We start from the raw sequence: 14466 nt of genomic DNA on the forward strand, positions 1-14466 counted from the left end.
CAAAAAGCCTTAAATTTTTCGCTTAATACGGTAAACATAAGCGAGTATTTCTGCTACTGCTTTGAAAAATTCCTCTGGTACCTGATCGCCTATTTCTACTTGATCATACATAGCACGTGCTAAAGGTCGATTTTCAACCATTATTACATCATGTTCTTTGGCAATCAATTTGATTTTTTGAGCAATAAAGTCTGTCCCCTTCGCAATAACACGAGGGGCATCCATACTGTCCTCATTATATTTGAGGGCAATTGCATAGTGAGTAGGGTTGGTAATAACTACATCCGCACTAGGAACCTCTGACATCATACGTCTCATCGCCATCTCACGTTGGCGTTGTTTGATTTTTGATTTGATTAGAGGGTCACCTTCACTATTTTTATATTCATCTTTAATATCTTGCTTAGACATTTTAAGATTTTTTTCATACTCATGTTTTTGATACATCCAGTCTAAAACGGATACACAAAGTAATACTAAAGAAGCCGCTATACCCATAATACCAACAAGCTTCCCTACCGTAATGAGTGTCATCCATGGACTTTTAAATGATAATGCCAAAACTTCCGGTAAGTTGGACCAAATAATAATTGTTGTGACACTTCCGATAAAACCAATCTTTAAAACAGACTTTATTAACTCCACAATGGCTTTCACGGAAAATATCTTTTTTAACCCTTTAATAGGGTCCATCTTTTTTAAATCAAACTTCATTGGCTCTAACGTAAAGAGAAAGCCAAATTGCAAAAAGTTACCTGCAAGTGCTCCGACAAATGCAATCGCCATAATTGGCACAATGATAAAAGCCATTTGAATCAAAGTTTCTGTAAATAAGCGCATCACACTATCAATCGTTAGTGATTCAATGCGTATGTTATGAATAAAGGTTTGCCTGAAAAAGGCTAATAGCTCATCACGCAAAGAGCCTGCAAAGAAAAACAAAAAGATAAATACCATTAACATTACAATGGCACTAGAAATATCTTGACTCTTGACAACTTGCCCCTTTTTTCGAGCATCCTGTCGTTTTTTCGGTGTTGCCTTTTCTGTTTTTTCACCCGCAAAAAATTGTAGCTCTAAATTCAGTAGTAGTCTCATATTATCCACCACCTAAAATGGCCATTAAATCACGCATCCCATAAATCATTATCGTAATAAGCTTTTGAATAACTTGAATCATAACGGCCATCATTGTAAATAACACTAAAAAACTAACACCAATTTTAATAGGAAAACCGACAACAAATATATTTAATTGTGGTACTGTTTTTGCAGTGATCCCTAAAGCTAAATCGACCAAAAATAAGGTCGCTACAACAGGAGCAGCCATCTGGAATGCTATGGCAAAAACTGCTGTGAAAGTTTTGATAACAACTTGAGGAAAGTTTTCGCTCATAAAATTTGGAAATTGATCCATCGGGAAAAATTGATAGCTGTAGTAGATTCCATTAAGAATCATATGATGGCCATCAATCGCTAACAATAAAAGCAGTGCTAGCATATTAAAAAACTGACCAATTAATGGACTTTGAGCACCTGTTTGCGGGTCAATTATATTGGCAATAGCAAAACCCATTTGAAAATCGATAAAGCTTCCTGCAATTTGAATTGCGGACATGATGATATAGCCCATTAGACCGAGTAATAGTCCAACTAGTGCTTCTTTCATCACTAATAATATGTAATCATCATTGAATGCAAATGGCTCAACATCAATTGTATAGTACATCATCCAAGCTAAAACCAGTGCGAGAGTAATTTTGACTTGCGGTGGAATGGTTCTATATGAAAAAAAAGGAACAGTAACAAAAAAGGCTGAGATGCGCACAAGTACTAATAAGAAAACCGTTAAATGCGGAATTAATTCATTCATGTACTCACCCTATATAACGCGTTAAATTCTCGAATATGTCTCTCGCATAGCTTGTAACTTGAGATAGCATCCAAGGACCGAAGAATACGATGGCCACTAAGACAGCAATAATTTTTGGTACAAATGCTAACGTTTGCTCTTGTATCGAAGTTGTGGCTTGAAAGATACTTACCGCTAAACCAGAGATTAAAGCAACTAATAGTAGCGGACCGCTTGTTAGAAGGATAATCATAATAGCACGCTCTGCAATGGAAATAACCAACTCACCTGTCATAATGTATCATCCCCTAAAAACTTTGTAGTAACGATTTCATAACGAGATACCAGCCATCAACCAGTACAAATAATAATATTTTAAATGGCAATGAAATCATTACTGGCGGTAACATCATCATCCCCATCGACATTAATGTACTTGCGACAATCATATCGATCACTAGGAATGGAATAAAAATCATAAATCCAATTTGAAATGCAGTTTTAATTTCACTTAAAGCAAAGGCAGGTACAAGCATAGTCAGTGGGATTTCCTCCACTGATGCTGGTTTTTCTGCTTGATTATATGTTAAAAATAAATCTAGATCTTTTTGCCTAGTATGCTTACTCATAAACTCTTTAAATGGCACACTAGCACGATCATAGGCTTCTTCTATACCAATTTCTTCAGCAAACAATGGCTGTAATGCCTCTTTATTAACCTCTTGAAAGGTTGGTGCCATGATAAAAAACGTTAAAAATAGTGCCAGCCCAACGATTACTTGATTTGGTGGCATTTGCTGTGTTGCCAATGCTGTACGCACAAAGGATAAGACAATGACTATACGAGCAAAGGATGTCATTAAAATTAAAATACTTGGTGCAAGTGATAAAACTGTTAGTAAAAGTAAGAGCTTTACAGATGTCGAGACGTTCGTTGGATCGCTGTTGGAAAAAATATTGATTAAATCATTCATTTACCATCCTTCTCCTTCTGCTTCCATCTCTCTATCTCATCACTACGCTCCTGTTTTATTTCGGATAGCTTTTTTTCAAATAGATTGCCAAATGAATCTTGCTTTTGCTGCTCATTTTGCATATTTATGCTATCTTTTCTCTTAAACTTAGAAAGTACTTCTGCAATATACGGTGATGTTGCTGCAAATTCTTGCCTTTCGTTATAAAGTGCTAAAAGAGCTTCAACTTCTTCAGGATCTGTAATTTCTCGTAAAAGCTGAACATCTTCTCCGACCCCAACTAAATACAATGTTTTACCTACCTGTAAAAGCTGAACTGACTTTTGCGCACCTAACGATAAACCGCCTAAATTTTGTACCATTTGATTACGTTGGAAGTTTAAATTTCGTTTATTTAAAAACTTCATCAATCCATAAAATAAAGCTACAACAAAAATAAGCGCCAAAACCATTTTTATGTATTCCCATGCAGATATATCTCCAGCTGCTGTTACAGTTGGTTCTTGCTTAGCAGCTGGATCAGTCGTATCTCCATTACAAGCTTCTGGGTCTTTAATGCAATCCGTGACACTATTTGTGTCAGCATCTGCATAGACAGAAGTTGGTGTCGGGTACAAAAACAGGAAGGATACAAGAAATGCGAAAATCATCGTGAAACGAAATGATTTTAACATTTTCATGCAATCATCCTAGCGCTTTTTGAATCGCTTCAATTACACGATCTGCTTGGAAAGGTTTTACGATAAAGTCTTTCGCACCAGCTTGAATCGCATCGATTACCATTGCTTGTTGCCCCATTGCTGAACACATGATTACAGTTGCACTTGGATCTGTTCCCTTAATTGCTTTAAGAGCTGCAATACCGTCCATCTCTGGCATTGTGATATCCATTGTTACTAAATCTGGTTTTAGTTCATTGTACTTTTCGACAGCTTGTAAACCATCTGCTGCCTCTCCAACAACTTCAAATCCATTTTTTGATAAAATATCCTTGATCATCATGCGCATAAATGCAGCGTCGTCTACAATCAAAATTCTTTTAGACATGGTTAACTCCTCCAATTGAAACTATCTTAAATTATTTAAACGCTCTGCTTGACTTAAAACATCTGTAATACGGACACCAAAGTTTTCGTCAATAACAACGACTTCCCCTTTAGCAATTAAACGACTATTGACTAAAATATCAACCGGTTCCCCCGCTAATTTATCCAGTTCAATAATTGAACCACTTGAGAGTTCTAAAATCTCTTTAACAGAACGTTTCGTACGTCCTAACTCTACAGTAACTTGCAATGGAATATCAAGTAGCATATTTAAATTTCTAGCTTCAGATTGAGAGATTACATTTGTATCGAAGCTAGCAAACTGCGCTTGTTGCACATTGACAGGCTGTGCCGGTCTTGCTGGTTGTGCAAATTGTTGTTGCTCCTGATAAATCGGTTGCTGCATCGGTGCTGATTGCTGCTGATAAACTGGTTGTTCAGATGGTGGGGCTACAGGCACATGCTGTTGTACAGGTGGTGGTGCAACTGGTGGTGCTTCAGGTGCAATCGTTGCTGCCACAGGTTCCTCAAATACTCCTGTTTCACCTAATAATGATTTTACAATATTTTGACTAAATTTAAGCGGTAATAATTGCATTAAATTTGAATCAATTAAATTACCAATTCTTAATCTAAATGAAACTTTCACCAGCAAATCGTCTTCTGGAATATTTTCTCGACCTTCATCTTGCGAGATGTTCATTAAATCAATTGTCGGTGGAGAAATATCTACTTTTTTGTTGAAGACCGTCGACATCGATGTAGCAGCTGAGCCCATCATTTGATTCATAGCTTCTTGAACAGCACTTAGCTGAATTTCACCTAAGTCTGGCTTCGGATTTAACCCATCGCCACCTAACATTAAATCTGCGATAATTGCTGCATCGGATTGTTTAATAACAAGTAAATTCATACCTGTCAAACCAATTGTATATTCAACTTGTACAGCTACATATGGATGAGGAAATTCCTCTTCTAATTTATTGCGATTAATCATCGAAATACTTGGTGTAGTAATATCTACTTTTTGACCCAATAACGCTGAAAGAGCAGTGGCAGAGCTACCAAAGGATATATTGCCTACCTCTCCTAATGCATCTTGTGCAAACGAATCAAGGTAATCCTCCACTCGTATCTCATTTATTTCTTCATTTGTTGAAGCATCAGTGTCGTTGTTTTTATCTCCCAACGTCTCGCCCCTTAATAGCGCTTCAATTTCTTCTTGGGAGAGCATTTCATCACTCATCTTCGTCTCCTCCTTTCAAAGGGTCGATAATCTGGATTGCTAATTTTTTACCTTTTTTACCTGGTTGAACTGTAAATTTCGGCAATGTTCCTACTTTTAATAGTAATGGTGCTTCGATTTTTTGATCTAACTGTATAACATCTCCAACTTGCATTGTTAGGAAATCTTCAATGGTGATGTCTGTCAAACCTAATTCAACTGAGAGTGGCAATTGGGCTTGTTTCACACGTGTTTCAAGCATTTTTGTTTGCTCTGGTGACATCTCCTTCGTATTGGTTTGCATCCAATAACGAACTGAAAGATTTGGAACAATTGGCTCCAACACAACATGTGGAATACAAATATTAATCATACCGCTTGTCTCACCAATAATCGTATTTAACGAAATTACAACAACCGTTTCATTAGGTGAAATCATTTGTAAAAATTGTGGATTTACTTCAAGTTCCACTAATATTGGATCAATTTCCGCAACATTTTCCCATGCTTCGCGTAAATTGTCGAATGAGCGTTCAAAAAGGTTTGTCATAATTTTTGTTTCAATTTCCGTTAGGTTATCTACATTACTATGACTCGCCCCACTACCGCCCATTAGGCGATCTAACATTGAATAGGCAATATTCGGATTGATTTCCATCAATATATTACCATCTAATGGTGGCACTTCAAATACATTAATGAGTGTCATATTTGGAATGGAACGGACAAACTCTTCAAATGGTATTTGGTCTACTGATGCAACTGTAATTTGTACATAGCTTCTAAGCTGTGCTGAGAAAAAGGTTGTCAATAGTCGTGCGAAATTTTCATGTATTCGGGTCAAACTTCGGATTTGATCTTTTGAGAAGCGAAGTGCTCGTTTAAAATCATAGACTTTAACCTTTCGTCCCTCGTCCTCTTTTTTTATGTCATCCGCTGACATTTCCCCTGTCGATATAGCGGAAAGCAGCGCATCTATCTCGGATTGAGATAACACATCTCCTGCCATTTGCCCACCTCCAATTCAAGCAGTTTCTGTTTTATTGAGTAATGAAGGAGGTAAAATATACTTCCTGGACTTCTCCTTCTTGCATTAACTCATTTAATCGTGTTTTTAATGATTTTTGGAAAATTTGTTTCCCTTGCTTACCTTCTAAGTCCTTTTTCTCCATTTCAGAAAGCTCTTGAATGGCAATGTTTTGCACTTGGAAAACGCGCTTTGTTAACTCTGCACCAGCTTCCTTGCTTGTCGTTTGGATTTTTAATGACAGGCGTACAACTCTATTATCTGCTAGATTTGTCGTGATCTCTGGTACCTCCACTGTAGCCTCTACAATCTCATCAATGGACGGCTCAACAGCACCTGTTGGTTTATTAAATTGCGTGAGCAATACAAACAAAATAACCCCAATCAGAATGACTGCTACTAGTAAAATAATAATCATTGTTAGCATTTTATTATTCTTCATCTTCTTCACCTCGTAGATGCGGGTTGGATAGTATTTGTATATTGTTATAAAAGGCAGTTACCTTTTGTCGCACCTCTTCTTCACTCTCTAAAACAATTAATTTTGTTCCAGTTGTTAATGTAATAGTCGTATCTGGAAATGATTCGACTGTTTCTATGTATAAAGCATTTAAGGTAAATGCTTTGCCATTTAGACGTGTTAGTTCAATCATGAATTAGGGCCGGGTCTAGCATGAGAGCCGGCCCGACCCTCCCTCATATGAAAAATATGTTTGTAAAAATGTCCGTTATGAAAGGACTATATTATTATCGTTTTAAGTTTACTAGTTCCTGTAATATTTCATCAGATGTTGTGATGATACGCGTATTTGCTTGGAAACCACGTTGCGCTACAATCATCTCAGTAAACTCTTCAGACAGGTCTACGTTGGACATTTCAAGAGCACCTGAAACAGCTTTACCGATACCAAATGTATTACCTACACCTATTTGAACTGCTCCAGAGTTTGCACTTTCTTGGAAGTAGTTATTCCCTTCTTTTGTTAAACCTTCTGCATTAGGGAATTTAGCCATTACAATTTGACCTGCAAATTTAAGCCCTTCACTATCTACGAATGTAACTTTACCATCAGAACTTATAGACATTGATTGTGCATCTGTCGGGATTCGGATTCGGGTCCCAGTTACTTCAGTTTGCAATTCGTCCCAATCTTCCGAATCGTATTCTAATGCCGTGCCAGCATCTTCAACAAGGGGTAAATCCACATCGTCTTCAGCTGTTCCTTCCCAACCTTGGATACCAACTACATAGTTCCCCGATGCATCTACTAAGAAACCTTGCTCATCCATATAGAAGTTTCCAGCGCGTGTGTAAGCGACACTGTCAAAGTTTTCTCCCGCAACTGATTCCCCGTCTCCATCTGGATTGTACTTCGCAACCATAAAGAATCCTTCACCCTCAACAGCAATATCCAAAACACGACCAGTAGTTTGGCGTGATCCAGATCCATGAATAGTATCAATTGTTGCTAAGCTTGAACCTAATCCTACCTGTTGAGGATTCGTACCACCTGCTGTCAAACTCGGACCAGAGGCACCTGCCTGTGTTTGCGACATTAAATCTTTGAAAATTACTCGCCCTTTTTTAAAGCCATAAGTGTTCACGTTGGCGATATTATTACCAATCACATCTAGCTTTGTTTGGAAGTTTTTAAGACCTGAAATACCTGAATACATAGAACGTAACATAAGTTTTCGTTCTCCCTTCGTTTTATATAGGGTGAGCCTCTATCAGTCAGCTCACCAAGGCTTCCTTACGTAAGAAGGTCCAGCCTTTAAAGTACAATCGTACCGTCAATATTTGTAAATAATTGTTGTTTTGCTTCCGTGCGATCCATTGCTGTAATGACAGTAGCGTTTTTAGCACTGACAATTAAAGCTGCTTGATCCATCAAGACTAATGGTTGTTTGACACCTTTTGAGTGTGCTTCAAATACCTTATCCGATACAACCTGCCATTCTTGTTCAGAGATATTAATTTTACGCTCAATAATACGTTCATTCGCATGCTTGCTCACCTTTAGCTCATGTTTAGAAGCTTCCTGTAAATGCGCTTTAAACGATTGTTGTGTATTGATTGGCTTAGGTTGTACTGTACGAATAGATGGATGCATGGGTACACGATGAATTGAAAACTTATCCATCACTATTCTCCACCTTTATTCGCTAATCACTGTAAAATCTTTATCTGTTAGTCTTTTATCATTATCTAGCACATAATTAATGACCCCATCTTTATTGGAAACAGAGACGATTCGCCCTTTAAGTTCTTGGTCACCGTCTTTATACGTTACATTTTTACCAATCAATTGGCTAGCTTTCACTAATGGAGATTCAGGTACACTATTATTGCCATTTGAGCTAGAGTCGCTAGCTCCACCTAAAATACCAGATATATTACCAGGAGCAATCTCTTTCCCATCAGCTAATTTGAACACAACATTTCCATCTACAAATTTAAGGGATTCTATGACGCCTGTTCCTTCATTTATCACTGGGTTTCCTTTTGCATCTTTTTCTTCCGTTATTTCATGCCATTTGACTTCTTTGCCAATAAAGGTTGTATAACTCATCATCTGTGTTTGTTGCTGAGATGCTAGTAAAGATTCCATTGCCTTTGTCATATTTTGCATTTGCTCTAAAGAAGAGAACTGCGCCATTTGAGAAATAAATTCTCGATCATCCATTGGATTCGTTGGGTCCTGATGCTGTAATTGTGTAATTAACAATTGCAGAAAGGCATCTTTGCCAAGCTCACTATTGCCTGTTTGCTTCACTGGCTTTTGATAATTAGAGTAATACAGATCATCAGTTATAGCCGGATTTGTCACTTTCGTAGTTGTATCTGCCATTGTTACACCTCCTCACTTATTAAATAGTCACTAAAGGACATTCCTTCACCTTCATCATCACTTTTTTGATCCTGTTCTTCGTCCTGCTGTTGTTTAAAGAAATTATTGAAGAAGCTTTGATCACGTTGTTGACGATCAGCATCTTGTAATGATTGTGCAATATCAAGGCGATCTACTTGTATATTTTGCTGAGCAAAAGCCTGTTTTAGCTGATGTGCTTGGTTATCAAGCAATTCACGTCCATGGGCTGTAGAAGCAAGTATACGGGCTGTAAGAACTCCATCATTTTGTACAAGTTCAATACGAACCGTCCCTAGATTTTCTGGATACAATTTTATGGTTAAACGTGTAATACCTTGAGCATTCGAAATCTGTGCTCGATTGATAATGGCTTGCATTTCTTTTAGTAAAGCTTCGGATTGAGCAGGCTTAGCCGTCGGTAACGTTACATGGAATGTGTCTGGTTTCGTTTGTACAGTTTGTGGCGTCACCATGTCATTTGTATTTGTTTCACTTTGTTTCGTCACTTGGACTTGCTGAACAACTTGCTGGAAGCCTTGTAATGGCAATGTAACAGTTGTTTTAGTTGTTGTTACCTGCAACGTTCCTACTTGCGTTTGTAAAGTCGTTAATAGGCTTTTCACCGTCGTTAACAGGTCTTCTTGAGGTGCTGTTAAGTCGGTCTTCTGCCCTACTAATTGCGCTAATTTCAACACTTGAAGAAGTTGTGATGCCTCTTTTGGTGTCACTTGACCTTCACCTTGTAACGCAGTGCTTATATTCGCCTGTAGTACTGGTGCTTGGGCATCTACTAATGTTAAGAGCTCCCAAACATCACTTGCTTCCTTTTCTTCTCCTAGTAACTGTTGGACGATTTTTTGAAGCTGCTCTTCATCAATCCCTAAAGCATTTAAAATATTTTCTAAATGAAGCATTTCATCCATTGCCACTGCCTTACCGTCTTCTCCAAGTTGAAGCATTAATAAGCCATCATCGTGAGAAATCCCCAGTAAATCTAGTACTTCCTCCATTGAGTCAGCATTTAATACCGCTTGTAAATCCTCGAGTTCATTTGTTGAAGTCGTTTGTGATGACTGGGTTGTTTGAGTTGAAGAAGTTAATACTTGCCCAAAAACAGAACCAAAATTTGATAAATTATCTTTCTTCGGTGTGCTGTCTATTTTTCCATCAGCGTTTCCAACTGTTGTTGACTTTGTTGCTGCAGTTTTTGTAGGTACTGTTTTATTAATCATTTGCATCATCGCTACATCCACTATTTTTTCACCTCCTTTCAATTATCCTATTGTTTAGCCATAAGTTCCGTATATTTTGCTGCATCTTTTGCATCCATTTTCTCTAAGATGGCTGCTAATTTATCAGGCTTTAAATTCGTTAAAATTCGCAGTGCTTCTGTATCACTCATATTGATTAACACAGGTGCTGCGGCTTTTGGTGACATCTTATCAAATGTTGATAAAATATCGTTAAAATCACGCTTTACATCATCTTGTTCACGATTTAATTTTTCAATTTCAAATTGAAGTTGTTCCTTTTCAGTCAGCAGCTTCTCTTTTTCAGTTATAGTTGTATCTAGTTTTTTCTGAAGCTGTGTAATTTCTGCTTCTTTTTCTTGTATCTCTGCCTGTAAACCTACTATTTTAGAGTCATTATTAACGACAGCATCCTTTGCTTGTTGTTCCTCTGACGGGATAAAAGGTAAACTACCAATTGCCTTTTTTCCTAAATCAAAGACATTTGTATTCATTAAGGTTGCCACAACAAGCAAAACCGCTACTACAAACATAATCGGCAGTACAATCCAAGTAAAAAACCTTAGAAAGCCCCCAGATTTTTTCTTCGGTTGCTCTTCTGCTAATTCTGTTGCTATTCGATTGTCTTTCTTTGCCATGAAATCACCTGATTTCTTTCTTGTTATACGTTTGTAATGAAATTTCATCTAAAAAAAGGCTTTCTATACGATCTTGCTCTTGTTGGAAATGCTTAAAATCCTTTTCTCTCATTTTTTCAAATTTACGTACTTCCAAATTTTTTTCTAATAGTTTTTCCTCATGCCAATTCATCTTTGCACGGGCTTGTATCACTTTTTGTTGCACATCTGCAATTGTCTTCTCGAGACTATCAATAAAACGACTATAATGATGAATTTCATCTATGGATGAGCCGACCATTAAACGATCCTGCTGAAATGCAATTAAATCTTCTTTCTTTTTTAGCAAATCATATAATTTCGTTGCTATTTCTTCAAAAGAACGGACAGATTCCTTATAAGCCATTTCGGTTTCGTTTTTTTCCTGTTCGCGAATAGTTAACACTTTTTCAAAACGATACACATAACTGACCATCTATTTCGCACCACCGTTCGATAATGTTATTAACTCATTGACACTTTCTTCTAGGGTCACTTTATCTAAGTAACCCTGTTTAAGATAAGCAGTAATGAGCGGTTCATAATAAATTGCTTCATCAATTTCTTTAGAGGTTCCTCTTTTATAAGCACCAATATTAATCAAATCCTCTGATTTGTCATATGTATAATAGAGCTCTCTTAATCGTTCAGCAGCTTTTTTATGAGTTGGCTCTGCAACGTGATTCATCAGACGACTCACACTTTTCAAGACGTTTATTGCTGGATATTGCCCTTTGTTGGCAAGATTTCGATCCAATACAATATGACCATCTAATATCCCACGGACAGTATCCGCAATCGGTTCATTCATATCGTCCCCATCTACTAAAACCGTATAGAATGCTGTTATAGAGCCCTTTTCATTAGTGCCTGTACGTTCTAGTAATTTAGGTAAAATCGCAAAAACAGAAGGTGTATAGCCTTTTTGTGCTGGTGGTTCTCCTGTGGCAAGTCCAATTTCACGTTGTGCCATAGCCACACGTGTAACGGAGTCCATCATCAACATGACATTTAAGCCTCGATTTCTAAAATATTCAGCGATTGCTGTAGCTGTAAATGCCCCTTTAATCCGCATTAATGCTGGTTGATCGGAAGTGGCTGCAACAACAATAGACCGACTTAAGCCTTCAGCACCTAAATCACGTTCGATGAATTCTCGAACCTCACGACCACGCTCTCCTATTAGCGCAATGACATTCAAATCAGCTTGTGTATTTCTTGCGATCATACCAAGTAATGTACTTTTACCTACACCTGAACCGGCGAAAATACCAACACGTTGTCCATTTCCAACCGTTAGCATACCGTCAATAGCCTTGACTCCCACTTCAAGCCTTTCATTAATCGGTGGACGAGTTAGTGGGTTTGGTGGATCTTGCTCTGTAGGGACTGTCATGAGACCTTTAGGTAATAGTGTGCCATCAATTGGATTCCCCATAGAATCCAATACTTTGCCGATCAACTCAGGACCCACTTTTACTTCCAGTGGAGCACCCGTCCCTTCGACAAGGCAGCCAATAGATATTTCACGTAAGGAGGTAAAAGGCATCAAGACGACTATTTCATCTTTAAAACCAACGACCTCTGCTAAAATAATTTGGTGACCATGATTTACAGTTTCCACATGAATTTTACAGACATCACCTATAGAACTATCTGGACCTTGCGACTCAATCATTAAGCCAACAACTCTAGTAACCCTACCGAACTTTTTAAAAGTTGGGATATGCGGAATTTGTTCAATTAATTGAGCCGCTTTCATCAAGATCATTCCTTACTCTCTAATATTTCATGTAACTTTAATCTGAGTGCATTTAATTGCTCATCGATGCTAACCATAATTCGCCCATGATTTGTTTCAATATAGCAATCTGTCTCATTGTCCAAATCTTCATTAACAAAAATCATAAATGGTACGTCTATTGGGAACATTTCTGCTAATTCATCTCGATTTGCCGTAATTAAAGCATAATAAGCTGGCGAAACATAAATTTTAATTTCTTTCATTTCTCTCGCTTCTTTCAGCCCTCTGCGCACAATCGATACAAATAATTCGTTATCCTGTTCTAAAGAAGTGCCAATAATTCGTTCTGCAGCCGTTAAACCTAGCTCTAAAATTACCGCTTCTTGATCCTCAATATATTTTTGAGCATTTTCTTTCGCTAGCATCATTGTTTCATTCGCTGTTTGAAGTGACTGAGCCATTGCTTCAGTGGCTTTATTTAATCCATCTTCATAGCCTTGTCCAAATCCCTCATCATAAGCTTCTTGAACACGATTGGGCCTCTCTTCCTCCCAACTTAGCTTTAAATGTTCAATCTCTTGAAAGTGCAGATGTTTTTCCTGTTCAAACATCTCTCGTTCCGCTTGCAAAGCAGTTCTTGCTTCAGCAAGTAAACGATCTCGCTCTGCCATGATTTCATCTAACGTTAATTGATGCTGAGGAAGGGCTTCGTCTTGGTATTCTTCCATCGGTTCAAACATATCACGGATCTGTATTTCTTTTACATTATCGCTATCAGACTGTGTGTAAATAGAACGGATGATTCTAGACAATGACGTCATCTCCTCCACCACGAGCTATAATAATCTCTCCAGCATCCTCTAGACGACGAATAACAGCAACAATTCGAGATTGTGCCTCCTCTACGTCACGTAAGCGTACAGGTCCCATGATTTCCATTTCTTCTTTAAATGTTTCAGCCATACGTTGTGACATGTTGCGGAATATAATATCTTTTACCTCTTCACTTGATACCTTCATTGAAAGCAGTAAGTCTTCGTTTTCACAATCACGAATAACACGCTGAATGGAACGATTGTCGAGTGTAACAATATCCTCGAACACAAACATACGTTTTTTGATTTCCTCTGCAAGTTCTGGGTCTTGTATTTCCAGTGCATCGAGTATTGTTTTTTCTGTTTGTCGATCTACTCCATTTAAAACTTCAACGACTGCATCAATACCGCCCGTTTCTGTATAATCCTGCGTAACAGTTGATGATAATTTACGCTCTAACACAGATTCAATTTCGCTGATCACTTCTGGAGAAGTCGATTCCATGACCGCTATACGTTTAGCAATGTCAGCTTGTACTTCCTGTGGTAAAGAAGATAAAATAACCCCTGCTTGCCCTGCCTCTAAATAAGAGAGTATCAGGGCAATTGTTTGAGGATGCTCATTTTGGATAAAGTTAAATATTTGCGCTGGATCAGCTCTTCTAGCAAAATCAAACGGACGCACTTGTAAAGAAGATGTTAGTCTATTAATGATCGTTTGTGCTTGTTCTACACCAAGTGCTTTTTCTAATACTGTTTTTGCATAGCCAATACCACCTTGTGTGATATAGTCCTGCGCGAGTGCAATATTGTGAAATTCTTCAATGATCTCTTCTTTTACATTTGATTCTACTTTTTTAACACTTGAAATTTCTAATGTTAAACGTTCAATTTCTTCCTCTGTTAAGTGTTTATAGACAGAAGCTGAAACCTCAGGCCCTAATGAAATTAACAAGAGAGCGGCCTTTTGTTTTCCGGTTAATTCTTTATCTTTCTTGGACACA

The 14466-nt window shown here is 37.7% G+C and carries 19 protein-coding genes; all 19 read right to left on the reverse strand.

Annotation, left to right across the window (positions count from 1 at the left end):
* Nucleotides 1–9: 9 nt before the first annotated feature.
* The 19 genes from flhB to fliG all read right to left on the reverse strand — a co-directional run bounded on the left by flhB (nucleotide 10) and on the right by fliG (nucleotide 14465).
* Nucleotides 10–1098, reverse strand: coding sequence for a flagellar biosynthesis protein FlhB (flhB, locus tag V1L66_RS17520; protein WP_036080455.1), 1089 nt, complete (start codon nucleotides 1096–1098; stop codon nucleotides 10–12).
* A 1-nt stretch (nucleotide 1099) separates the two neighbouring features.
* Entirely contained in the window at nucleotides 1100–1873 is a 774-nt protein-coding gene (gene fliR / locus V1L66_RS17525; protein ID WP_016994565.1) for a flagellar biosynthetic protein FliR, read from the reverse strand.
* Nucleotides 1874–1877: 4 nt separating this feature from the next.
* On the reverse strand, nucleotides 1878–2147 hold the full coding sequence (gene fliQ, locus V1L66_RS17530) for a flagellar biosynthesis protein FliQ (RefSeq protein WP_004269285.1): 270 nt from the start codon (nucleotides 2145–2147) through the stop codon (nucleotides 1878–1880).
* 13 nt (nucleotides 2148–2160) lie between these two features.
* The gene (gene fliP, locus V1L66_RS17535) at nucleotides 2161–2826 is read right to left on the reverse strand and encodes a flagellar type III secretion system pore protein FliP (RefSeq protein ID WP_016994566.1); all 666 of its coding nucleotides are present in this window, start codon (nucleotides 2824–2826) and stop codon (nucleotides 2161–2163) included.
* Nucleotides 2823–3506 carry a flagellar biosynthetic protein FliO gene (locus tag V1L66_RS17540; RefSeq protein WP_036080460.1) on the reverse strand — a complete coding sequence of 228 codons (684 nt, stop codon included), beginning with the start codon at nucleotides 3504–3506 and terminating at the stop codon, nucleotides 2823–2825. Before V1L66_RS17540 ends, fliP begins: the two co-directional genes overlap by 4 nt.
* 4 nt (nucleotides 3507–3510) lie before the next feature.
* The gene (locus tag V1L66_RS17545) at nucleotides 3511–3873 is read right to left on the reverse strand and encodes a response regulator (protein ID WP_004269288.1); all 363 of its coding nucleotides are present in this window, start codon (nucleotides 3871–3873) and stop codon (nucleotides 3511–3513) included.
* Nucleotides 3874–3894: 21 nt separating this feature from the next.
* Complete coding sequence (gene fliY / locus V1L66_RS17550) at nucleotides 3895–5118, reverse strand: flagellar motor switch phosphatase FliY (protein ID WP_016994568.1); 1224 nt, start codon at nucleotides 5116–5118, stop codon at nucleotides 3895–3897.
* Nucleotides 5111–6106: a flagellar motor switch protein FliM gene (gene fliM / locus V1L66_RS17555; RefSeq protein WP_004269290.1), complete on the reverse strand. Its 996-nt coding sequence runs from the start codon at nucleotides 6104–6106 to the stop codon at nucleotides 5111–5113. The genes fliY and fliM overlap by 8 nt, the downstream gene beginning before the upstream one ends.
* Before the next feature lie 31 nt (nucleotides 6107–6137).
* Nucleotides 6138–6566 carry a flagellar basal body-associated protein FliL gene (gene fliL, locus V1L66_RS17560; RefSeq protein WP_016994569.1) on the reverse strand — a complete coding sequence of 143 codons (429 nt, stop codon included), beginning with the start codon at nucleotides 6564–6566 and terminating at the stop codon, nucleotides 6138–6140.
* A complete protein-coding gene (locus tag V1L66_RS17565) occupies nucleotides 6556–6777 on the reverse strand; it encodes a flagellar FlbD family protein (protein ID WP_016994570.1) in 222 nt (73 codons plus the stop codon). Before V1L66_RS17565 ends, fliL begins: the two co-directional genes overlap by 11 nt.
* Nucleotides 6778–6871: 94 nt before the next feature.
* Nucleotides 6872–7813: a flagellar basal body rod protein FlgG gene (gene flgG / locus V1L66_RS17570; RefSeq protein WP_036080465.1), complete on the reverse strand. Its 942-nt coding sequence runs from the start codon at nucleotides 7811–7813 to the stop codon at nucleotides 6872–6874.
* An 86-nt stretch (nucleotides 7814–7899) separates the two neighbouring features.
* The gene (locus V1L66_RS17575) at nucleotides 7900–8268 is read right to left on the reverse strand and encodes a TIGR02530 family flagellar biosynthesis protein (protein ID WP_333005786.1); all 369 of its coding nucleotides are present in this window, start codon (nucleotides 8266–8268) and stop codon (nucleotides 7900–7902) included.
* 15 nt (nucleotides 8269–8283) lie between these two features.
* Nucleotides 8284–8976, reverse strand: a complete 693-nt coding sequence (gene flgD, locus V1L66_RS17580; RefSeq protein ID WP_333005787.1) for a flagellar hook assembly protein FlgD — start codon at nucleotides 8974–8976, stop codon at nucleotides 8284–8286.
* Between the two features lie 2 nt (nucleotides 8977–8978).
* Nucleotides 8979–10250 carry a flagellar hook-length control protein FliK gene (locus V1L66_RS17585; protein ID WP_333005788.1) on the reverse strand — a complete coding sequence of 424 codons (1272 nt, stop codon included), beginning with the start codon at nucleotides 10248–10250 and terminating at the stop codon, nucleotides 8979–8981.
* A 26-nt stretch (nucleotides 10251–10276) separates the two neighbouring features.
* On the reverse strand, nucleotides 10277–10885 hold the full coding sequence (locus tag V1L66_RS17590) for a MotE family protein (RefSeq protein ID WP_016994575.1): 609 nt from the start codon (nucleotides 10883–10885) through the stop codon (nucleotides 10277–10279).
* Nucleotides 10886–10889: 4 nt separating this feature from the next.
* Entirely contained in the window at nucleotides 10890–11339 is a 450-nt protein-coding gene (gene fliJ, locus V1L66_RS17595) for a flagellar export protein FliJ (protein WP_036080477.1), read from the reverse strand.
* Nucleotides 11340–12665, reverse strand: coding sequence for a flagellar protein export ATPase FliI (fliI, locus tag V1L66_RS17600; protein WP_036080569.1), 1326 nt, complete (start codon nucleotides 12663–12665; stop codon nucleotides 11340–11342).
* A gap of 5 nt (nucleotides 12666–12670) precedes the next feature.
* Entirely contained in the window at nucleotides 12671–13459 is a 789-nt protein-coding gene (fliH, locus tag V1L66_RS17605; protein WP_036080480.1) for a flagellar assembly protein FliH, read from the reverse strand.
* Complete coding sequence (fliG, locus tag V1L66_RS17610) at nucleotides 13452–14465, reverse strand: flagellar motor switch protein FliG (RefSeq protein WP_008180783.1); 1014 nt, start codon at nucleotides 14463–14465, stop codon at nucleotides 13452–13454. Before fliG ends, fliH begins: the two co-directional genes overlap by 8 nt.
* Between the last annotated feature and the right edge of the window lies 1 nt (nucleotide 14466).

Origin of the sequence: Lysinibacillus sp. IITD104 (genome assembly GCF_036698265.2) — a bacterium.
GTDB classification, from domain to species: Bacteria; Bacillota; Bacilli; order Bacillales_A; family Planococcaceae; genus Lysinibacillus; species Lysinibacillus boronitolerans.

What these genes read in the sequence shown, in the direction of transcription:
- fliR (WP_016994565.1), bottom strand. Translation starts at nt 1,873, where the DNA reads ATGAATGAATTAATTCCGCATTTAACGGTTTTCTTATTAGTACTTGTG.
- flhB (WP_036080455.1), bottom strand. Translation starts at nt 1,098, where the DNA reads ATGAGACTACTACTGAATTTAGAGCTACAATTTTTTGCGGGTGAAAAA.
- flgD (WP_333005787.1), bottom strand. Translation starts at nt 8,976, where the DNA reads ATGGCAGATACAACTACGAAAGTGACAAATCCGGCTATAACTGATGAT.
- V1L66_RS17545 (WP_004269288.1), bottom strand. Translation starts at nt 3,873, where the DNA reads ATGTCTAAAAGAATTTTGATTGTAGACGACGCTGCATTTATGCGCATG.
- fliY (WP_016994568.1), bottom strand. Translation starts at nt 5,118, where the DNA reads ATGAGTGATGAAATGCTCTCCCAAGAAGAAATTGAAGCGCTATTAAGG.
- fliM (WP_004269290.1), bottom strand. Translation starts at nt 6,106, where the DNA reads ATGGCAGGAGATGTGTTATCTCAATCCGAGATAGATGCGCTGCTTTCC.
- V1L66_RS17540 (WP_036080460.1), bottom strand. Translation starts at nt 3,506, where the DNA reads ATGAAAATGTTAAAATCATTTCGTTTCACGATGATTTTCGCATTTCTT.
- V1L66_RS17590 (WP_016994575.1), bottom strand. Translation starts at nt 10,885, where the DNA reads ATGGCAAAGAAAGACAATCGAATAGCAACAGAATTAGCAGAAGAGCAA.
- V1L66_RS17565 (WP_016994570.1), bottom strand. Translation starts at nt 6,777, where the DNA reads ATGATTGAACTAACACGTCTAAATGGCAAAGCATTTACCTTAAATGCT.
- fliP (WP_016994566.1), bottom strand. Translation starts at nt 2,826, where the DNA reads ATGAATGATTTAATCAATATTTTTTCCAACAGCGATCCAACGAACGTC.
- fliL (WP_016994569.1), bottom strand. Translation starts at nt 6,566, where the DNA reads ATGAAGAATAATAAAATGCTAACAATGATTATTATTTTACTAGTAGCA.
- flgG (WP_036080465.1), bottom strand. Translation starts at nt 7,813, where the DNA reads ATGTTACGTTCTATGTATTCAGGTATTTCAGGTCTTAAAAACTTCCAA.
- fliI (WP_036080569.1), bottom strand. Translation starts at nt 12,665, where the DNA reads ATGAAAGCGGCTCAATTAATTGAACAAATTCCGCATATCCCAACTTTT.
- fliQ (WP_004269285.1), bottom strand. Translation starts at nt 2,147, where the DNA reads ATGACAGGTGAGTTGGTTATTTCCATTGCAGAGCGTGCTATTATGATT.
- V1L66_RS17575 (WP_333005786.1), bottom strand. Translation starts at nt 8,268, where the DNA reads ATGGATAAGTTTTCAATTCATCGTGTACCCATGCATCCATCTATTCGT.
- fliJ (WP_036080477.1), bottom strand. Translation starts at nt 11,339, where the DNA reads ATGGTCAGTTATGTGTATCGTTTTGAAAAAGTGTTAACTATTCGCGAA.